Source organism: Bradyrhizobium sp. A11 (genome assembly GCF_042077125.1).
GTDB lineage: Bacteria > Pseudomonadota > Alphaproteobacteria > Rhizobiales > Xanthobacteraceae > Bradyrhizobium > Bradyrhizobium japonicum_B.
This window is the reverse complement of sequence record NZ_CP149509.1, coordinates 3,517,302-3,533,867: the sequence shown is the minus strand read 5'-3', so window position 1 is coordinate 3,533,867 and position 16,566 is coordinate 3,517,302. Positions and strand designations below refer to the sequence as shown.

General features: G+C 64.0%; 26 protein-coding genes and 1 tRNA gene. 12 read left to right on the top strand and 15 right to left on the bottom strand.

What is annotated here, in order from left to right:
• Positions 1-107 precede the first annotated feature (107 nt).
• The 3 genes from epmA to WI560_RS16370 are packed head-to-tail and all read left to right on the top strand — an operon-like array spanning position 108 to position 2,550.
• Complete coding sequence (gene epmA / locus WI560_RS16380) at positions 108-1,172, top strand: EF-P lysine aminoacylase EpmA (protein ID WP_375308853.1); 1,065 nt, start codon at positions 108-110, stop codon at positions 1,170-1,172.
• The gene (locus tag WI560_RS16375; protein WP_375304029.1) at positions 1,169-2,263 is read left to right on the top strand and encodes a lysine-2,3-aminomutase-like protein; all 1,095 of its coding nucleotides are present in this window, start codon (positions 1,169-1,171) and stop codon (positions 2,261-2,263) included. Before epmA ends, WI560_RS16375 begins: the two co-directional genes overlap by 4 nt.
• Positions 2,264-2,301: 38 nt before the next feature.
• Positions 2,302-2,550, top strand: coding sequence for a hypothetical protein (locus WI560_RS16370; RefSeq protein WP_375304028.1), 249 nt, complete (start codon positions 2,302-2,304; stop codon positions 2,548-2,550).
• A gap of 56 nt (positions 2,551-2,606) precedes the next feature.
• Here WI560_RS16370 and WI560_RS16365 read toward each other — a convergent pair whose 3' ends face one another.
• From WI560_RS16365 to WI560_RS16335, 7 genes are all read right to left on the bottom strand, one after another.
• A complete protein-coding gene (locus tag WI560_RS16365; RefSeq protein WP_375304027.1) occupies positions 2,607-3,692 on the bottom strand; it encodes a 3-deoxy-7-phosphoheptulonate synthase in 1,086 nt (361 codons plus the stop codon).
• Between the two features lie 234 nt (positions 3,693-3,926).
• Positions 3,927-4,505, bottom strand: a complete 579-nt coding sequence (locus tag WI560_RS16360; protein ID WP_375304026.1) for an HdeD family acid-resistance protein — start codon at positions 4,503-4,505, stop codon at positions 3,927-3,929.
• A 69-nt stretch (positions 4,506-4,574) separates the two neighbouring features.
• Complete coding sequence (locus tag WI560_RS16355) at positions 4,575-5,615, bottom strand: PrsW family glutamic-type intramembrane protease (protein ID WP_375160220.1); 1,041 nt, start codon at positions 5,613-5,615, stop codon at positions 4,575-4,577.
• A gap of 545 nt (positions 5,616-6,160) precedes the next feature.
• Entirely contained in the window at positions 6,161-6,433 is a 273-nt protein-coding gene (locus WI560_RS16350; RefSeq protein ID WP_257179596.1) for a hypothetical protein, read from the bottom strand.
• A 120-nt stretch (positions 6,434-6,553) separates the two neighbouring features.
• Positions 6,554-7,180 carry a pilus assembly protein PilZ gene (locus WI560_RS16345; protein WP_028136587.1) on the bottom strand — a complete coding sequence of 209 codons (627 nt, stop codon included), beginning with the start codon at positions 7,178-7,180 and terminating at the stop codon, positions 6,554-6,556.
• 205 nt (positions 7,181-7,385) lie between these two features.
• Complete coding sequence (locus WI560_RS16340) at positions 7,386-8,048, bottom strand: hypothetical protein (RefSeq protein WP_375304025.1); 663 nt, start codon at positions 8,046-8,048, stop codon at positions 7,386-7,388.
• A 116-nt stretch (positions 8,049-8,164) separates the two neighbouring features.
• Positions 8,165-8,239 (bottom strand) — tRNA-Glu (locus tag WI560_RS16335).
• A gap of 226 nt (positions 8,240-8,465) precedes the next feature.
• Here WI560_RS16335 and WI560_RS16330 point away from each other — a divergent pair.
• From WI560_RS16330 to WI560_RS16320, 3 genes are read left to right on the top strand one after another with little or no spacing between them, the layout of a single operon-like run.
• The gene (locus tag WI560_RS16330) at positions 8,466-8,720 is read left to right on the top strand and encodes a PilZ domain-containing protein (RefSeq protein ID WP_028136585.1); all 255 of its coding nucleotides are present in this window, start codon (positions 8,466-8,468) and stop codon (positions 8,718-8,720) included.
• 56 nt (positions 8,721-8,776) lie between these two features.
• A complete protein-coding gene (locus WI560_RS16325) occupies positions 8,777-9,025 on the top strand; it encodes a hypothetical protein (protein ID WP_375304024.1) in 249 nt (82 codons plus the stop codon).
• A gap of 6 nt (positions 9,026-9,031) precedes the next feature.
• Positions 9,032-9,199 (top strand): hypothetical protein, encoded by a 168-nt coding sequence (locus WI560_RS16320; RefSeq protein ID WP_063831427.1) that lies wholly within the window; start codon positions 9,032-9,034, stop codon positions 9,197-9,199.
• 118 nt (positions 9,200-9,317) lie between these two features.
• Here WI560_RS16320 and WI560_RS16315 read toward each other — a convergent pair whose 3' ends face one another.
• The 6 genes from WI560_RS16315 to WI560_RS16290 form a co-directional block, all read right to left on the bottom strand.
• Positions 9,318-9,956, bottom strand: coding sequence for a glutathione S-transferase family protein (locus tag WI560_RS16315; protein WP_375304023.1), 639 nt, complete (start codon positions 9,954-9,956; stop codon positions 9,318-9,320).
• A gap of 288 nt (positions 9,957-10,244) precedes the next feature.
• The gene (locus WI560_RS16310; protein ID WP_375304022.1) at positions 10,245-10,697 is read right to left on the bottom strand and encodes a VOC family protein; all 453 of its coding nucleotides are present in this window, start codon (positions 10,695-10,697) and stop codon (positions 10,245-10,247) included.
• A 136-nt stretch (positions 10,698-10,833) separates the two neighbouring features.
• On the bottom strand, positions 10,834-11,493 hold the full coding sequence (locus WI560_RS16305; RefSeq protein ID WP_375304021.1) for an oxidoreductase: 660 nt from the start codon (positions 11,491-11,493) through the stop codon (positions 10,834-10,836).
• A 523-nt stretch (positions 11,494-12,016) separates the two neighbouring features.
• On the bottom strand, positions 12,017-12,169 hold the full coding sequence (locus tag WI560_RS16300) for a hypothetical protein (protein ID WP_375304020.1): 153 nt from the start codon (positions 12,167-12,169) through the stop codon (positions 12,017-12,019).
• Between the two features lie 34 nt (positions 12,170-12,203).
• Positions 12,204-12,356 (bottom strand): hypothetical protein, encoded by a 153-nt coding sequence (locus WI560_RS16295; RefSeq protein WP_257194568.1) that lies wholly within the window; start codon positions 12,354-12,356, stop codon positions 12,204-12,206.
• Positions 12,357-12,414: 58 nt separating this feature from the next.
• Positions 12,415-12,606 carry a DUF3072 domain-containing protein gene (locus WI560_RS16290; RefSeq protein WP_375304019.1) on the bottom strand — a complete coding sequence of 64 codons (192 nt, stop codon included), beginning with the start codon at positions 12,604-12,606 and terminating at the stop codon, positions 12,415-12,417.
• Positions 12,607-12,702: 96 nt separating this feature from the next.
• Between WI560_RS16290 and WI560_RS16285 the strand changes: the two genes are divergently transcribed.
• The 4 genes from WI560_RS16285 to WI560_RS16270 all read left to right on the top strand — a co-directional run bounded on the left by WI560_RS16285 (position 12,703) and on the right by WI560_RS16270 (position 13,784).
• Positions 12,703-12,936, top strand: a complete 234-nt coding sequence (locus WI560_RS16285) for a hypothetical protein (RefSeq protein ID WP_257179608.1) — start codon at positions 12,703-12,705, stop codon at positions 12,934-12,936.
• A complete protein-coding gene (locus WI560_RS16280; protein WP_028136577.1) occupies positions 12,930-13,157 on the top strand; it encodes a hypothetical protein in 228 nt (75 codons plus the stop codon). Before WI560_RS16285 ends, WI560_RS16280 begins: the two co-directional genes overlap by 7 nt.
• Before the next feature lie 71 nt (positions 13,158-13,228).
• Entirely contained in the window at positions 13,229-13,396 is a 168-nt protein-coding gene (locus WI560_RS16275) for a hypothetical protein (protein ID WP_257194571.1), read from the top strand.
• A gap of 10 nt (positions 13,397-13,406) precedes the next feature.
• Positions 13,407-13,784, top strand: a complete 378-nt coding sequence (locus WI560_RS16270; protein ID WP_375304018.1) for a hypothetical protein — start codon at positions 13,407-13,409, stop codon at positions 13,782-13,784.
• Positions 13,785-13,842: 58 nt separating this feature from the next.
• Here the strand turns inward: WI560_RS16270 and WI560_RS16265 are convergent, their stop codons facing one another.
• Together WI560_RS16265 and WI560_RS16260 are read right to left on the bottom strand one after the other, a co-directional pair.
• Entirely contained in the window at positions 13,843-14,145 is a 303-nt protein-coding gene (locus tag WI560_RS16265; protein WP_028136575.1) for a hypothetical protein, read from the bottom strand.
• A gap of 213 nt (positions 14,146-14,358) precedes the next feature.
• Positions 14,359-14,850, bottom strand: a complete 492-nt coding sequence (locus WI560_RS16260; protein ID WP_375304017.1) for a hypothetical protein — start codon at positions 14,848-14,850, stop codon at positions 14,359-14,361.
• Between the two features lie 351 nt (positions 14,851-15,201).
• On the opposite strand from WI560_RS16260, the gene WI560_RS16255 reads away from it, so the two are divergent.
• Together WI560_RS16255 and WI560_RS16250 are read left to right on the top strand one after the other, a co-directional pair.
• Positions 15,202-15,498 (top strand): HU family DNA-binding protein, encoded by a 297-nt coding sequence (locus WI560_RS16255; protein ID WP_018323108.1) that lies wholly within the window; start codon positions 15,202-15,204, stop codon positions 15,496-15,498.
• Positions 15,499-15,922: 424 nt separating this feature from the next.
• Positions 15,923-16,060, top strand: a complete 138-nt coding sequence (locus tag WI560_RS16250) for a hypothetical protein (RefSeq protein WP_194402184.1) — start codon at positions 15,923-15,925, stop codon at positions 16,058-16,060.
• Positions 16,061-16,566: the final 506 nt, after the last annotated feature.

The window sequence follows — 16,566 nt, the reverse complement described above, 5'->3', positions numbered from 1 at the left end:
GGGGGACTTGGGGCCTCAAATCGGACCTCGGCGCCCGTTTCGGGCCGCAACATACTGATTTTGCCGTTAGATGCCAGCGTTTTGCTCGCGCCTGGGGCGGTCGGTTAATGACTGGGGACAAGCCGATCTCACCGTTCTGGTCGCCTGATCGCCACCTCGACCGGCGGCCCTTCCTCAGGGCAAGGGGGGCAATTACCAGCGCAATACGGGACTTTTTCGCCGAGCAGGGCTTCGTCGAGGTCGAAACCTCCGTTCTCCAGGTCTCCCCGGGCAATGAGACCCATCTGCACGCCCCCCGGACCGAGCTGATGCGGCCGGACGGCAGCCGCGCCAGGCGTTACTTGCGGACATCGCCCGAATTCGCCTGCAAGAAGCTGCTGGCAGCGGGCGAGACGCGGATCTTCGAGCTCGCCCGGGTGTTCCGCGACCGCGAGCGCGGCGACCTGCATCTGCCCGAATTCACCATGCTGGAATGGTATCGGGCAGGCGCCTCCTATGACGCAATCATGGCCGACACCGTGGTCGTCATCGCCCGGGCCGCGCAGGCGACCGGGATCGGGACCTTCTCCTTCCGCGGCCGGACCGCCGATCCCTTCGCCGAGCCGGAGCTTCTGACGGTCGCGGGCGCTTTCGAGCGGTTTGCCGGCATCGACCTCTTGTCGACAATCTCGGGCAGCGAGGGTAACCGTGCCACGCTCGCCTCAGCGGCCGACGGAAAGGTTCGGATAGCTGAGGACGACACCTGGTCCGACATCTTCAGCAAGGTCCTGGTCGAGCATGTCGAGCCGCATCTGGGGCAGGGGCGTTTGACCATCTTGTTCGAATACCCATCTCCAGAGGCGGCGCTGGCGCGCGTCAAGGCGGACGATCCCAGGGTGGCCGAGCGCTTCGAGGTCTATGCGTGCGGCGTCGAGCTCGCCAACGGATTCGGGGAACTGACCGACGCCGAGGAGCAGCGCAAGCGCTTCACGGAATCGATGACGGAGAAGCAGCGCCGCTACGGCGAAGCCTATCCGCTGGATGAGGACTTTCTGGCCGCAGTTGCGGCAATGCCGGAGGCGAGCGGCGTTGCGCTCGGCTTCGACCGGCTGGTGATGCTGGCGAGCGGCGCATCGCGAATTGACCAGGTGGTGTGGACACCGCCAGCAAATGAAACGTCTAGTGAGACATGACGAAGACCAATCTTGCACGTACCTTGCGTGAGCCGGCCGAGCTTGTGGCCGAGCACCTTGCTCCGGCGGCAGCGCTGCCCTCGCTCGAGCGCGTGGCCGCGCGCTATGCGGTCGCGATCACGCCGGCGCTGATCGAGCTGATCGACCCGTCAGATCCCGACGATCCCATCGCCCGTCAGTTCGTGCCGACCGCCGCGGAGCTGGAGATGCAGCCGGGCGAGAACGCCGATCCGATCGGCGATCATCCACACTCGCCAGTACCAGGCATCGTGCATCGCTATCCCGATCGCGTCTTGTTCAAGCTCGTTCACGTCTGCGCGGTCTATTGCCGCTTCTGCTTCCGCCGCGAGATGGTGGGACCAGGCAAGGAGAGCGCGCTGTCGGACGATGCCTATCGCGCGGCGATCGACTACATCCGATCGCATCGCGAGATCTGGGAGGTGATCCTGACCGGCGGCGATCCGCTGATGCTGTCGCCGCGGCGGATGAGCGAGATCATGGCCGACCTCGCGGCGATCGAGCACGTCAAGATCATCCGTCTTCATACCCGCGTTCCGGTGGCCGAACCCGGGCGCATCAGCGAGGAGATGGTTGCGGCGCTCAAGGTCGAGGGCGCGACCACGTGGGTGGCCGTGCATGCCAATCATGCGCGCGAATTGACGGGGACGGCGCGCGCCGCCTGCACGCGGCTCGTCGATGCCGGCATTCCGCTGGTGAGCCAGTCCGTGCTCTTGCGCGGGGTCAATGACAACATTGCCGCCCTGTCGGATTTGATGCGAGCTTTCGTCGAATGCCGGATCAAGCCCTATTATCTGCATCACGGCGATCTCGCGCCGGGCACGGCGCATCTGCGGACGACGCTGGCGGAGGGGCAGGACTTGATGCGGCAGTTGCGCGGTCGGGTGTCAGGACTGTGTCAGCCGGATTATGTCATCGATATTCCCGGCGGCGCCGGCAAATCGCCGGTGGGGCCCAGCTATGTTCTGGCGGAGCAAAATACCGCAACCGATGCACGTGAAGCGGAGACGAAAACGAGCTATCTTATCGTCGACTATTGCGGCGACGTTCATCTCTATCCGCCTGAGACCTGAGCGGTGGGAAGCGCCGGCTTGAGAATGGAGGATCGGACATGAAGAAGATCATGCTGGCAGCATCGCTCGTGGTCTTGCTCGGCGGCGCGGCGATCGCGCAGACCGGCGCCAAGGGCTCGACGTCGAGCGGCGCGAGCTCCGGCTCGGTGCCACCGGCTCCCGTGGGCCATCGCCAGCCGCGCGCCGCGGACGTGCCGAGCAAGACTGTGACCGACCCGAATGATCCACTCAGCAAGGAAAACCAGGCGCTCGACAAGAAGATCAAGAGCATCTGCCGCGGCTGCTGATCGCTTCCACCTCTCCCCGGCGGGGAGAGGTGATAAGCGCCGATCTCGCTCGCGTCCTATGCCGACCGCTCGTGCAATCCGGCGCCACGGGTGTTGCGGCGGACCTCGACCGCATCGGCGAGCTGCTCGAGCACGGTTGCCGTGGTCGGCCAGTCGATGCAGCCGTCGGTGATGCTCTGGCCGTAGACGAGCGGCTTGCCCGGCACCACGTCCTGGCGGCCGGCGACGAGATTGCTCTCGATCATCACGCCCATGATGCGGTGCTCGCCGCCGGCGATCTGGCCGGCGATGTCCGCCATCACCAGCGGCTGGTTCTCCGGCTTCTTGCTCGAATTGGCGTGGCTCGCATCGACCATCACCAGCGGCGCGACACCCGATCTGGTCAACTCGTTGCAAGCCGCCGCAACGCTCGCCGCGTCGTAGTTCGGATTGCTGCCGCCACGCAGGATGATGTGGCAGTCCTCATTGCCGGCGGTCGAGGCGATCGCCGAGCGGCCGAGCTTGGTGACGGCCATGAAATGATGCGGATGCGATGCCGATTTGACCGCATCTGCCGCGATCCGCACATTGCCGTCGGTGCCGTTCTTGAAGCCGACCGGACACGACAACCCGGACGCCAGCTCGCGGTGGATCTGGCTCTCGGTCGTGCGCGCGCCGATCGCGGCCCAGGACACGAGGTCGGCGATGTATTGGGGCGTCGTCATGTCGAGAAATTCGGTGCCGGCGGGCAGGCCGAGATTGTTCACCGCCGACAGTACGTTGCGCGCCAGCCGCAGGCCCTTGTTGATGTCGAAGCTGCCGTCGAGCTCGGGATCGTTGATCAGGCCCTTCCAGCCGACCGTGGTGCGCGGCTTCTCGAAATAGACCCGCATCACGATCTCGAGCTGATCGGCGAGGTCCTCGCGCATCTTGGCGAGACGCTCGGCGTAGTCGAGCGCGGCCCTGGGATCATGCACCGAGCAGGGGCCGACGACGACCAGCAGACGGTCGTCCTGGCCGTTCAGGATGGCATGGATGGCGTTGCGCGCGGCCATGACCACGCGGGTGGCGGTGAGCGTGCGCGGGACCTCGCGCATCACCTCGTCCGGGGTGCTCAGTTCTTTCAGTTCGCGGATGCGAAGATCGTCGGTCGTGCTCAGCACGGCAGGCTCCTGTTTGTTTCGAACCTGCCGGCCAATAAAAAAGCCGCCAGGTCTGGCGGCTTGTTCGGACGTTTGCTGCAATATTTCAGATTGAGCGCGATCCTCCTGCCGCCAGCGAGCTGTCGTAGCTAAAGTACCAAAAATAGCTGGTGGCGACGGTGATCATGGCAGGCCATATAGCGCGCCGTTCGAGGGTTGTCACCCCCCAATCGGCGCAGCAGGCGACGAGGCGCGTCAGGTGTTGCTCTTGCGCGCCGCCAGCGCCATGCCGATCAGGCTGGCGCCGCCGAACAGCAGGTTGATACCGACGAGGATGCCGATGGCCCATTCCGCGGAGCTCGGCAACCCCGTGATCACCATGAACGAGATCGCGATGTCGACGAGGCCCGAGATCAGCAGCCACGACCAGCGGCTGCTCAGCTCGCGGCGGTGCTCCAGCGCGTACATGATGGTCGCAACCCCCTCGGCGAGGAAGTAGGCGCCAAGCACGATGGTCAGCGTCAGCACGGCCTGGACCGGCCGGGCCAGCAACAGGATGCCGGTGAGCACGGCGAGCGCAGCCGAGATCAGCGACCACCAGAAGCCCGGCGTGTTGCGCGCCCAATAGGTCACGATCAGCCCGCCGATGCCGCTGATCAGGAACATCCAGCCGAGGAAGATCGCGATCGCAAGGCTTGCGAGCGGCGGCAGGATCAGCGCCGCGATGCCAAGAACGGCGAGCAGGATGCCTTCGAACAGGAACGCCTTCCAATGCGTCTTGACGGTCTGGTTCATCGCGGATTGAAGCCGTGAATAATCCTCGGGCGATGTCATCGGCAGGCTCCAGATCCAAAGGTCGGCACTCAATCTAGTACGCGCGCGGCGTGCGCGCCATGCGGTGGATCAACCGCTGCCGGACGCCGACGAAAAACCTTCCGCGCTGGTACGGATACGGTTGCGGCCGAGAATGTAGATCGCGGTGGTGACAATCAGAAGCGCAAGGCCGAGCAGGATCGAGACGAACCCGATCGGGATCAGGGCCAGCGTCAGGTTGCGCTCGGGATTGATCAGCCAGTGATGGATCGAGGTCAGCACGAAGGCGAGGCCGAGAAAGCCGACGCCGCCGCCGGCGAGCAGCAGCGCCCACATCCGGCGGAGCTGGCTGAGCCGCTCCCGCGCAATATCGGTTCGGGGGGCGTGGTGGCGGGCGACGCGCCGGACCAGGCGGATTGCGAAGGCGATCGAGCCGAAGCCGACCAGCAGGCTGGCCGCGCCCAACCACATCCGCAGCGTCGGATCGAGATCGGGCATCCTCTGCAGTGTCAGCAGCGGGAAGTCGAACGCCGAATGCAGCGCGAGCGGGCCGGCGAGCATCAGGAGGCGGCTGGACAGGCGCGCCCAGTCGCGATGGTGGCGGTTCGCGCCCAGCGCCGTGCCGGCGCGCGCGATCGTCAGGTAGGCGCCCGCGATGATGCCGAGCGCGCCGTGGAACGGCACGGTCAGCACGCTGCGCAAGGCGGCCAGCGAGCGCCACATGTCGGCGTGCTGGACCAGATAGGCCAAGTTCTCGTAAGCAGCGAAGCCGAGGCCGACCGCAGCGCCATAGACCACGGTGTCCATCGGGTTGGCAAAGGTCCGCCGCTTGGTCGAGGAGATCAGAACGATGGCGATCACCTTGACGGCTTCCTCAGGCAGCGCGACGCCGAAGATCGAATGCATGGCCAGCGCCGCCCAGGGGTCGTCGGGGGCGGCGACCATCTTGGCGAAGGGGGCCCGGGCAAGGCCAAGCAACGAGATGCTGGCCGCGCCCAACAGGAACGCGGTCCAGACCTGAGCGGGCGGGCCGGGTCGTTCTTCAGCGGCGATGACAAGCCACAGCATCAGCAGCGCCGGGGCGATGGCCGCAGTTCCGATGACGGTGGGCAACGCTTCGATCAGGTACATCGGCGCCGAAAATAGGTTCCCTTGATCCGCTAATCTACATTCAGCGATGCGACCATGTGTCATGCGCTCGCTGTCGGCTCACTTAACGCACGCGACAGCTGCCGTTCATCTGCCGCCGCCTGCCGGGCTGGAGAATGCAAGCGTAATCAATTGCATCCCAACACCTGTTCGTCAGCCATGGCAACGGCGATGTCTGACGGGATCGGAGCGCGTTGGCAAATCAGATCAATGATATGCGCAGGTTTCTTTGAGTCACCGGGCAGCTTGCTCCGGCTGTCGTGGCGGAGCGCAGAAACCAGGCTGGTCCCCAGATGGGACGGCCGGCAGGCCCTCTAGTTGCGGTTGGGGTCCCTGCGGGGCGGCGAGCCGGTCCGGTGCGACCGCGCCTGTTCCAGTTCCCAGAAGACGCGTACGAGGCACGTGCCGAGGCAGAACACGATGAGCATCAGCAGGAAGACTTGGTCGATGGCGGGGATGTGCATCATGACGATTATAAAGCAACGCCCATGTCATGCGTTCCCGCACCGGCCGGCGGTTTTCCGCCGTCAGTGGGTTGTGAACGGCGGCGGCGCTTCGGGGGCGACGTCGAAAGCACCGAGATGGAACTCGCCGCCCGGGGATGTGTCGGGGTCACCCGGCTGCGCCAGCAACGTGAACGCGGCCTGCGGGTAGAGCTTCCAGATCTCCAGATCGCCGGCGGTGATGGTGAGCCAGCCGAACGTGTACATGTAGCGTCCGGGCTCGGTGACCCGGCCGACCCTGTCCCAAGTGATCTTATCAACGGTGATCTTATCAACCGTGGTCTTGTTGACTGCCATCCGGTCCCCCGATCGCGAGTCCGCAAATGACGTCCGGCGTAAGGCACGGACCGTCGAAAGCTGATCCCGCAATGGGGCCGCGATAGGGCAGCGATGCGGAGGCGAGAGGGCCGGTCCGCCTCAAGCCGACTGCTGCAGCGGCGAGCGCGCAATGAGGTGGACTACGTCGTCACGCGCCTGCTTTTCGGCGAATTTGACCGCGAAGCCGTTGTCGAATTTGCGGATGACCCGCCCCACGCAGGCGCCGACGGCCAGCGCGGTTCCTACCGGCGGGTCGTACTCGCAGGATATGGCGACGCCGGCCGTGGAGACGTCGATGATGAAGCAGGGATGTGTGCTGCCGTCGGCGAGCGTCAGGAGGCTGTGCGAGACCTGGGGAACGAAGCGCGCATCGCGCCGCAGCTCCTGGATGCTGTCGTCCTTTTGCTTCTTCTCCAGCCAGGTCAGCTTTTCCGACATCCAGGCGCGCCGCGCCCGCGTCATGTCGAGCTCCATCAGGAAGCCGGCTTTCAGCGTCGCGCTGATGGTGCACTGGAATTCGCCGAAATCCTGGAAGTAGGACGTGAGCCGCTCGCCGACCTTGCCGACGACAGGCACGTCCACGATCATGCGGAAGGGCGAGACGCGCTTGGTGCGGCAGGCGAAGGTGCGCAGTTTGCCCTCGCAATCGTACCAGCGCGGCAGCGAGTAGCTGCCGTTCACGGCGACGTCCACTGCTCGTTGCCTGAGGAACTCTGTGACGGACATGCGCGCCAACCGTGTTTGGGATCGTTCCCGTAATTCCACGGTAGCGGTCAGATTCTAAGTAAATGATACCTGCGCTCAAAAGCGGGGGTAAATTTCCGGTAAACGCACGGCTCGGTCGCGCCGGAAAAAGCGCGGCATAAGGACCCGGTTTGTCGGAAGCTTTCTCACAACCTCGTCATTGCGGGCGCGGCGGTAAAAGCGCTGCCTAGGATGATCCGAACAGCACGAGCAAGGCCAATGCGCCGAAGGCCACGGCGAACTGGATCGTCATCCAGGTCAGGCCGTTCGGGCTGATCTCCCATCCCAGTTGCCGCAATGCGCGCCGCAATGCGAGTGCCGTGAATGCTTCGACGACGGCGAGCAGGAGGGCGATGCCGGCGAGGAAAGACCAGGAATCCGCCGGCGGCATCCACGGCGCGAGCCAGACAGGGACGGAGCCCTTCAAGGCGGCCAGCAACGCGAACCATCCGAACCAGAATGCGGAGCGCTTGACGATGTCTGCGCCGATCGTTTCGGGCTCGAGCCGGATACCGATCCTTGCCAGCGCGCTTTCAATGCGCCCGCCGTCGGTCAGGAGGATGAACGCCCCCAAATAGAGAGGGACGCGCGATTGGAAGAGCAGGGCGGCGACACCGAACAGGATGACGTGGCCGACGATATCGTCGAGGAGCTCCCGGGTGATCCGGCCTGAAGGCGCCGGCGCGGGCGGCGCGAGATCGGACTGCGGTCGGGCGCGGGCCATGTGCGCCAGCATCTTGGCGCGCAGGTCCGATGGAGGCGGGCGCGGATGGCCCAGCCACGGCGGAAGCTCCGGCGTCATTGCGGACGCGCCGGACGAACCATCAATTTCGGGGAAGTGCTGCGCCATGGGCCAAGACCGGTTCCAACCGACATTGGTCGGTGGCGAGCGGCGGGGAGGTTCATGCGGAAGCTGCGGAAATTGCCGTTCGACCGTGGCAGCCGAGGGGCTCATCGCCCGCGCACTGGCGCTCCCTAGCGGAATCGAACCGCTCTCTCCACCGTGAAAGGGTGGCGTCCTAACCGATAGACGAAGGGAGCAAACGCAGGGCCTTGCCGTTGTTTCCGGCACGGCCGCTGGCCGGCCGAACAGGGCCCGGCGGCTTGCAGCGGGCGAACGTATAGTGGCCTTTCCGCCTCCGGGCAAGCCGGTCGGGGCCGGTCTTTTGGCCCCGGTGGACAGCGCCGATCCGGCGATAATCGGCCGGCAATTGCAACGGTTTCTTAGGGGGCGCCGGGTAGCGCTGGACAGGGAGATCTCTCGCCGATGCCACCGCCGAAAAAGCGCGCAGCCCGCAAGCTGCTGTCGAAGCACGCCTGGATCACGCTCGACGGCGGCTTCGCCGCGCGGCATTGCCTGGTCCAGGACATCTCGGATTCCGGCGCCAAGATCACCCTGGATGAGGACGCCAGCCAGCTCCCGGGCGTGATCCGGCTCGCCTTCGCACGCGATTCGCGCACCGGGCGGAGCTGCCAGGTGGTCTGGCGCCGCGGCAAATCGGCCGGCATCAAGTTCATCTGATCGCGGGTGCGTCCGCCCCGATGGCGCGCTGCGCCGGTCCGGGCTAGAACGCCGCCATGCGCACCAAGCTCTTGATCCTGATCTCGCTGCTCGTCACGTCCGCCGCCGCGGCGGAGGCGCTGCGCCTGCCGCCTGCCGAGCGGCCCCAGGCGGGCGCGACCACCGCGCCGCTGAAGAGCACGGCCGGCAAGGCCCGAGCAGGCGCCTGCGCCTCCTATGGCCCGCGCTTCGTCATGGTCGAGGGCACTGGGACCTGCGTGAAGATCGAGGGCTCGAGCCGCATCGACACCACGGTCAGGCGCTAAAGGCCGATGTCGCCGGATCTCATCCGCCTCGACCTCATCGTTCCCGTCGTGATGTATTGCGCGCTGCTGTGGTGGGTCGGCCGCGGCCTGAGCTGGACGGCGCGGCTGGCGACCGCGGCGGTGACCCTGGTGCTGATCGTCTGCGTGCTGCTGGTCGAGCGCGGCTGGCGCTAGGCCCAAGACGAGCTAGGCCCATCAGACTAGGCCCAGGACAAAAAACGCGAAAACAACCCCATGCACAGTAGCCGTCAAGTGCCGAGCTGACGGCGGGGGCTTACGCCGCGCCGCCGGCTCACGACATCGGCGGTGCGACATGCTGTGCGAATCCGGGCCGTTTGCCGAGCTCGGCGAGCCAGCGCGTCAGGTGCGGCTGCGCCGGCCGGCTGATGCCCTCGACCCCGAGCCAGCGCCGCGCATAACAGCCGACCGCGATGTCGGCGAGCGTGAATGCATCGCCCTCCATGAACCGGCGTGAGGAGAGCAGGCGGTCGGCAATCGCCCAGACCTCGGCGGCGGCGTCGGCATCGCGCTGCACTTGGATCATGTCGCGCTCGGCGGGCGCCGTGCGCACGATGCCCCAGAACACCGGGCGGTCGACCGGCTGCACCGTCGACAGCGTCCAGTCCAGCCAGCGGTCGACCGAGGCGCGCTGCTTCGCCGCTTCGGGATAGATCGGCGTGCCGCTTCCATGCGCGAGGCAGAGGTAGCGCATGATCGAGTTGGATTCCCACAGCACGAAGTCGCCCTCGACCAGCGTCGGGATCCGCGCGTTGGGGTTCATCGCCAGATACTCGGCCTCGCGCGTCCTGCCGTAACTCATGCCGGCATCGATACGCTCATAGGGCAGATCGAGCTCGGTCAGGCACCACAGCACCTTCTGCACGTTGACCGAATTGGCGCGGCCCCAGATCGTCAGCTTGGTGTCAGGCATGAAACGTCTCCCGCGGCGTTGTTGCTTGTCGCGGGTGATAGCGGATTTCGCCGCCTTGAGCGATGCGCGATGCATCGCGCCTCTCATGCAAAAAGCTCCGCACAAGGCGGAGCTTTCATTGCAAACGTCAACCTGACGGTCAGCGGCCGAAGAACAGCCACAACAGAATGATCACCGGGATCGGCACGCCAAGCATCCAAAGCAACATGCCTCTTGCCATTGTATTCTCCTCCAATCGCATCACTGGAAGATGAACGCTGGCGGTAGCCACTTGTTCCCTGCCGCAACCTACCAATGGCCGGTGTTGGGCATCGACAGCCAGGGCTCCTGCGGCGGCTTCGGATCGCCCTTCTGCAACAGCTCGATCGAGTGCAGGTCCGGCGAGCGGACGAAGGCCATGTTGCCGTCGCGCGGGGGACGGTTGATGGTGACGCCGGCCTTCATCAGCTTCTCGCAAGTGGCGTAGATGTCGTCGACCTCATAGGCGAGATGGCCGAAGAAGCGATCCTCGCCGTAGGTCTCCTCGTCCCAATTGTAGGTGAGCTCGACCAGCGGCGCGCCGCGTGTCGGCGGCTGCTTCTTCAACGCCTCGAGATCGTCCGCCGAGCACAGGAACACCAGCGTGAACCGCCCCTTGTCGTTCTCGATCCGCCGCACCTCCTTCAAGCCCAGCGCATCCTGATAGAACTTCAGCGCAGCATCGAGATTGCGCACGCGCAGCATGGTGTGGAGATATCGCATGGTTGTTGCTCCCTGGAACGGACGGAGGGTTTTGTCTTGGGCCCGGACGGCGGGTAGGAAATAGCAGGAAACGGGCAGGAGGGGCAGGGGGCCGCGGCAAATGTGCGTGAAGGGCGCCGGTTCGGCTCGGACTGCATCACGTTCGAAGCAGTGCCGCCATCTCTTTCCAATGATAGATCCGCACCTTCTCGGTTTGATGCCGCGCGGCTTTGGCGATGGCGTGCGCGATGTCGTTGCCGGTGAGCCCGCGATAGCGGTCGGCCGGGCCAACGAGCAGCGGATTGAGCACGCCCCAGATCGCGATGATGAGGCGTTCACGCGGGCGGTCCTCGTCGCGCGCGCCCAGGATCATCGACGGGCGAAAAATATGCGTGTGCTCGAAATCGAGCGAGAGAATGTCGCGCTCCACGTCGCCCTTGGTCCTGAGATAGAACACGCTGGAAGCGGCGTTGGCGCCGACGGCCGTGACCAGAAACACCGACCGCGCGCCGTTCGCCCTGGCGATCTCGGCCGCCAACACCGGATAATCATGATCGATCTTGTAATACTCGGCCTCGTCAGGCGTGTGCTTTCCTGTCGTCCCCAGCGCGATGAAGATCTCGTCCGCAACCAATTGCGGCTTGAGGGCGGGCAGGGAAGCGAGATCGCCGATCAGCACCGTGAGCTTCGGATGGCTCACCGCCAGCGGCTTGCGGGCCACCGCGACAACCCGCGAATAGTCGGGGCTGTCCAGGAGGTCGCGCAGCAAATGCGAGCCGATGAAGCCGGTTGCGCCGAAGACAAGTGCGGTCTTCATTCAGGACACCGTTGTGCGTTGATTGCCTGATCGCTTGTTGAAAGTCGGGGGAGTGAGGCACGAGGGTTGCCGCCGAAGAACGTGCGTGAGCTCGCAGGACGAGCAGAGCACTTGCGAGACCCATCATGTTTCGTCACGCAACAAGGCCATCGATGGGTTTGGCTTCGCTCTACCCATCCTACGAGCTTGGTTCGGTAGCAGTAAAGCCGCTCAGAGCGCCTAGGCCGAGCCGAAGTGCTCTAATCGTCAGTCATAATCAAAACGCGAACCAGGCCAGCACCGCGATGACCGGGAGAATGGCCACGCCGAAAAGCAGCAGGGGTGCGGGTTCGTTGCCCGTGCGGTCGCTCATGATAGCCTCCTAAAGGACAGCCCCGCAGCGGCGGCGCCACGGGGCTGTCAGTGCCGACACACAGGGGGGAGAATGCCGGCACTGCTTAATCGGTGAATTCCGATTGGCCGGACTTGTTCCTAAGCGCGCTGTGCCGAGATCCGAGGGACGCTCCGATGTAAAAGGCCACGATCACTCTGGCTCGGCTTCGTCGTCACCGTTCTCGAGCTGCGCCCGATATTCCTGCGCAGCTTTCAACAGAGCTTCTCTGATTTCGCCATCCGCAGTTTGCGCGGCGAGAGCTTCCGCGCGGTCGGCCTGCTGCTTGAGGGAGTCCCTGGTCATGGCTGGCCAATTCGGCCGGCAGCTCACCAGTTCCTCACGCCGCCTTCTCGACACCCTTCGCAATGATCTCGACTTCGAAACAGCCCATCTCGCGGAGCTCGGCGGCCTTCTTCTCGGCCGCTTCCCTGGTGTCGCGTTTCAAGATGATCTGGCCCGCTCCGTCGCGGGCGCAAACGAAATAAGGCATTTTCGATTCCCAATTTCGTTTGCATACACACGGCACCGCATTTCGGCAATTCCCGCGCCTATTTGTCCAGCCCGGCCTTTTGCCGCATCTTGTCAATCAGCTCCGAGGCCTCGGCCTTGGTCAGTTCGTCCTCTGGCGGGCTCTCGTGTGCCTGCTCGGCGAGGGTCTTGAGGTAGGATTCCTGAGCTCCGGTTATCGGGTCCTCTCCGGAAACCCAGTCCTTCGGTTCCTTCCGGGTGTTGTCGGCCATCGCGCATCTCCTTTCTGTCTCCGTACAACGTCGGACTCGACTCTTCGTTCCTCTTTTGTTCTTATGAGCCAGCTCCAAAATTCGCGAGGCGGAACAATGCCGGACCTAGACTATGTCAGGCGGGAGATCGAACGGATGCGTATCCAGATGGGAAGGCACAGGAGGGAGATCCTCCAGCTGCAGCGGGCCGGCATCGGCACGGCCTCGGCCGAAGCGCTGCTGTCGCGGATGGAAGCGAAGGTCGAGAGTCTTTGCGCGCAGCGGGACGCGCTGAAGGCGGCGGAGCCGCGCGCGGCCAAGGGCAGGGTGCTCGGCGGGAGGACATGGTGAGCAGGCGATGGTTCGATGACGAGCGAGAGCTGTCGCCTTTTCTGACCGCGCTCGAGGACGTTCGCCGACGGGCAACGCGGGAAGGGTGGTGCTATGCCCACGTCCAGGCCATCATCGTGGCGATCGACCAGTACGCGGAAGCCGCGACCGGCAACCGCGAGTATTTTCTCAACAAGCCGGTCTCGATTGGTGACAGCCGGAAGGCCGGGGATATTCGGTGAGGAGATCGTGGGCAGCGGCTAAATTTAACCCGCCGTCGCCGAACCCCGGTTCCACCGGCGCGACCAATTCTATGCTGCAAGCCCTGCTCAGCGCGATCGTGGAAATTCTCCTGTCGGCCGCATGGAGTGCAGTCATCAGGTTCTTCGGCCTGGAAAATGCCGTCGAGATCGCGACGGCTGTCCTCGGCCTCGCCTGTATCGTGATCGGCTCTGCGGTGCTGCTGCTGGGGCACGGATGAGGAGAGCTTCGTGAAGGCGATCACGCTGCTTGCGGTGGCGGCCATGTTGCTGCTGGAGGCGTTCGGCCCGACGTCGAGCGTCGGCGGCTCGATGAGCTTCATGCTGGTCTTTGTCGTCGTGACGCTGGCGGTCGCGATCTACGAGGCGTGGTCGAACGAGCGCGGCGTGATGGGATGGATCGTCAATCTCTTCGCATCAATCGTGGGCGGCCTGACGGCGGTTGCCCTCATCGGAATGGGCATGGAGGCCGTGCTGCCTTACCTTCGCCTCGAAGGCTCGCTCGCCTCGTCGCAACAGCCGCTGAAGTACGCCGTCGTTGCGATCATCGCGATCTTGATGGTGCTGGGATCGTGGCTCCCCCTCCGGGTACTGAATCGGCTCCGTTGATAACACCCTCAGACGCCCCTGGGACGACAGCCGAGGCAGCCATCCCCGACGCCTGCAGCTAGGCCGCGATCCGTTGCTCGACCGGGGCCGTCAGCAGCTTGAGCGCTTGCGCATGTTGCAGGTCGGGGACCGCGATCGCCGTGTGGCTGTAGGCCGCGTGGCTCCCTGACCTTGCGATCCCATTTAGGATCTCGCTGCCCTTGATGACATGGAGGCCCATGCCGTCGTCGGCGGGGAAGATCGCCAGGACCACGTCATAGGCCGCGATGACGGCTTTGAGCGCTTCGGCCTTGTCCTCGGCGAGCTCGACAAAGACACGAACATCGGCCGCGAGTTCACGCAGCTCGTCAAAATCAAGCACTGTGGGATACTCCAACGCAACAAGACTGAATGGAGCTTGGCCGCGTTAGGTTACTGAAGCGTCAACAACGCGCGCCCGGCCACAAGTTTCACGACGAGGTGACGTCAGGCTCCAAAGCGCGACGCGACGAGAAATGAATCGCCGTCGCGCTTCAGGTTGTCGTTCAAGCATGATCGTTCCGGACCACCGCTGCGCAGTTTTCCGGATCATGCGTTAGCGCTTGGCATCCACCTTGCGCAGCCGGGCCTCCGCGGCCTCGTCCACGAGGCTCAAGGCGAGGCCGTCATAGCTCAGCTTGAGCCCGCGGCCGACGATCCAGGTCCATCCGTCGCGGTCCTTGATGGCTTGCGCGTTGAACTGGTCGGAGATCGATTTGACGGCAGCATCCTGCGGTCCCGGATTGTTCACCGTCGCATTGACGCGCCAGATCGGGCGGCTGGGATCAGCCTCGTCGCTGTCAACCGTGACCTTGGCGCCGTTGATATCGCATTCGAGGGTAGAGGAGTTGCGACCCTGACGGCAGAGATAATGGCGTCGACTGACGAGCTTGCTGGTCTCCTCGGATGTCATTCCGGGCGAGAAGCCGAAGATGTCGGACTTCTTCACGACGGCGAGGGACGCAGGTTTCAGGAAGCTCGGCTGGAGCGCGACGAGGGCGGCGACGGCCACGACGATCAAACCTGCGATGACGATAGCGACCTTCATGAGCACCCCGCGACAAACCCTCAAGCCATTATAGCAGCCGGAGACGTTCTGCCAGGCGCGCAAAGCGAAAACCCCGCCTGGGGGAAGCGGGGCTCTCTGGTGGGGTGAAGCTTGGGGACTTCAATGATAAGACGCGCCAGGGACAAAATGGTTCAAAACGAAAGTGGCAGGCCTGCGCCAGCTTACACAGGAAGTCGGGAACCCCGCTGAGCCGCAGCTTGCGTTTTCGGCTTCGATGGGTTCTAAGCCCGTCACTTCATGACCTCAGGCATGAAATCAGCCAGCGCGCCCCCCGCGCTTCAGGCCGCGTCCACAGCAAAAATTGCTCGCGCGCACAAAAGGAATTCAGAGATGGCGAAGATGACGAAAACCCAATTGATTGATGCGATTGCCGAGGGCACGCAGCTCTCGAAGAACGACGTGAAGTCGGTGATCGAATACATGGCCACCGTCGGCTACAAGGAGCTCAACGAGTCCGGCGAGTTCGTCATTCCCGGCTTCGTGAAGATGTCGGTCGTCAACAAGCCGGCGACCGAAGCCCGCATGGGCGTCAATCCCTTCACCAAGGAGCCGATGCAGTTTGCGGCCAAGCCCGCGAGCAAGTCGGTCAAGGCCTCGCCGCTCAAGGTGGCCAAGGACGCCGTCTAGGACGCTGGCGACATCGTTGCAGCGCGCTCTTTCGCAGGACGGCGCCGCGATCAAGGGCTGAAGACCAAAGTGGTGCTCGGCATCCGCGATGCCGAACATCGCCACGATGATCAGGACAAACAAGAAAACCCCGCGCTTTCGCACGGGGCTCTTCCGACTGACGACGTTGGGATTTCAGCGCCTGGCCGTCAGCCGTAGCTCAAACTTAAAGTTGAAAATCCAAAAATCAACAGCGCCGCGGGTGACGGAGTATGTTCGTTCACCGCGGCGCTGCCATATAACTGGGCGCTGAAATCCCCAGCTTCCATGGGTCCGCGCTGCGCCGAAAAGGTTCAAAGCGACGTGCCGGGAAAATCGCGCTGGACTTTTTGTTCCCTCTTTGTTCTAATGCGCCTCCTTTGGATCGACCGCAAGGAGGCGACTCATGACCGTCGAAAAGCAGCGCGAAGTGATCAGGCTCTGGAACGAGCTCAGGAGGCTCGAGGGTCCGGCCGCAGAAGAGCTCCGCATTCAGATCCTGGAATGCTTTTCGGAGAAGGGCAAAGCGAAGCGGGCGGCCTGATCTGCGCGCAGAAGCCGCCTGCGGGAACGACGTGCAGGAACGAAGCTGTGCCGTCAGCGTTCGGCCTGCATGACATGTCCGCGATGCGCCCAGCCGATGACGGCGGTCTCCGCCAACAGCTTTCGATGTGAGCCATGCCGCGAGATCGTCGTCGTGTTTGCGGCCGTCTCGAAATTCTTGCCGCCGAAGATCGTGCCGGGGAGTCTTGCGGCAGACGACTTTGCGGCGCGCGCTTTCATCGATCGTTAGGAATCGCGTCGCGCTGTTTTTCCGATTCCGATTCGTTCTTTGAGAACGAAAAGGAGTCGAAGCTGGAACGAAGCCGGTCGGCAAGCAGCGCTGTCGTAACTCTGCTTCGCATGAGGGAACGCAACGCGTCGCGATGGCAACGCAAGTTCCTAACGATCCTTTGCGCGGAAGCCGATAACCCTATTCGGTTAGGTTAAAAGCCCAATTGCGTTGCGCTTGTCGCCGCATCGGGTAGGTGTCTGGCAACGACAAGCAAG

What these genes read in the sequence shown, in the direction of transcription:
- epmA (WP_375308853.1), top strand. Translation starts at nt 108, where the DNA reads ATGACTGGGGACAAGCCGATCTCACCGTTCTGGTCGCCTGATCGCCAC.
- WI560_RS16375 (WP_375304029.1), top strand. Translation starts at nt 1,169, where the DNA reads ATGACGAAGACCAATCTTGCACGTACCTTGCGTGAGCCGGCCGAGCTT.
- WI560_RS16370 (WP_375304028.1), top strand. Translation starts at nt 2,302, where the DNA reads ATGAAGAAGATCATGCTGGCAGCATCGCTCGTGGTCTTGCTCGGCGGC.
- WI560_RS16360 (WP_375304026.1), bottom strand. Translation starts at nt 4,505, where the DNA reads ATGACATCGCCCGAGGATTATTCACGGCTTCAATCCGCGATGAACCAG.
- WI560_RS16355 (WP_375160220.1), bottom strand. Translation starts at nt 5,615, where the DNA reads ATGTACCTGATCGAAGCGTTGCCCACCGTCATCGGAACTGCGGCCATC.
- WI560_RS16350 (WP_257179596.1), bottom strand. Translation starts at nt 6,433, where the DNA reads ATGGCAGTCAACAAGACCACGGTTGATAAGATCACCGTTGATAAGATC.
- WI560_RS16345 (WP_028136587.1), bottom strand. Translation starts at nt 7,180, where the DNA reads ATGTCCGTCACAGAGTTCCTCAGGCAACGAGCAGTGGACGTCGCCGTG.
- WI560_RS16340 (WP_375304025.1), bottom strand. Translation starts at nt 8,048, where the DNA reads ATGGCGCAGCACTTCCCCGAAATTGATGGTTCGTCCGGCGCGTCCGCA.
- WI560_RS16330 (WP_028136585.1), top strand. Translation starts at nt 8,466, where the DNA reads ATGCCACCGCCGAAAAAGCGCGCAGCCCGCAAGCTGCTGTCGAAGCAC.
- WI560_RS16325 (WP_375304024.1), top strand. Translation starts at nt 8,777, where the DNA reads ATGCGCACCAAGCTCTTGATCCTGATCTCGCTGCTCGTCACGTCCGCC.
- WI560_RS16320 (WP_063831427.1), top strand. Translation starts at nt 9,032, where the DNA reads ATGTCGCCGGATCTCATCCGCCTCGACCTCATCGTTCCCGTCGTGATG.
- WI560_RS16315 (WP_375304023.1), bottom strand. Translation starts at nt 9,956, where the DNA reads ATGCCTGACACCAAGCTGACGATCTGGGGCCGCGCCAATTCGGTCAAC.
- WI560_RS16310 (WP_375304022.1), bottom strand. Translation starts at nt 10,697, where the DNA reads ATGCGATATCTCCACACCATGCTGCGCGTGCGCAATCTCGATGCTGCG.
- WI560_RS16305 (WP_375304021.1), bottom strand. Translation starts at nt 11,493, where the DNA reads ATGAAGACCGCACTTGTCTTCGGCGCAACCGGCTTCATCGGCTCGCAT.
- WI560_RS16300 (WP_375304020.1), bottom strand. Translation starts at nt 12,169, where the DNA reads ATGACCAGGGACTCCCTCAAGCAGCAGGCCGACCGCGCGGAAGCTCTC.
- WI560_RS16295 (WP_257194568.1), bottom strand. Translation starts at nt 12,356, where the DNA reads ATGCCTTATTTCGTTTGCGCCCGCGACGGAGCGGGCCAGATCATCTTG.
- WI560_RS16290 (WP_375304019.1), bottom strand. Translation starts at nt 12,606, where the DNA reads ATGGCCGACAACACCCGGAAGGAACCGAAGGACTGGGTTTCCGGAGAG.
- WI560_RS16285 (WP_257179608.1), top strand. Translation starts at nt 12,703, where the DNA reads ATGCCGGACCTAGACTATGTCAGGCGGGAGATCGAACGGATGCGTATC.
- WI560_RS16280 (WP_028136577.1), top strand. Translation starts at nt 12,930, where the DNA reads ATGGTGAGCAGGCGATGGTTCGATGACGAGCGAGAGCTGTCGCCTTTT.
- WI560_RS16275 (WP_257194571.1), top strand. Translation starts at nt 13,229, where the DNA reads ATGCTGCAAGCCCTGCTCAGCGCGATCGTGGAAATTCTCCTGTCGGCC.
- WI560_RS16260 (WP_375304017.1), bottom strand. Translation starts at nt 14,850, where the DNA reads ATGAAGGTCGCTATCGTCATCGCAGGTTTGATCGTCGTGGCCGTCGCC.
- WI560_RS16255 (WP_018323108.1), top strand. Translation starts at nt 15,202, where the DNA reads ATGGCGAAGATGACGAAAACCCAATTGATTGATGCGATTGCCGAGGGC.
- WI560_RS16250 (WP_194402184.1), top strand. Translation starts at nt 15,923, where the DNA reads ATGACCGTCGAAAAGCAGCGCGAAGTGATCAGGCTCTGGAACGAGCTC.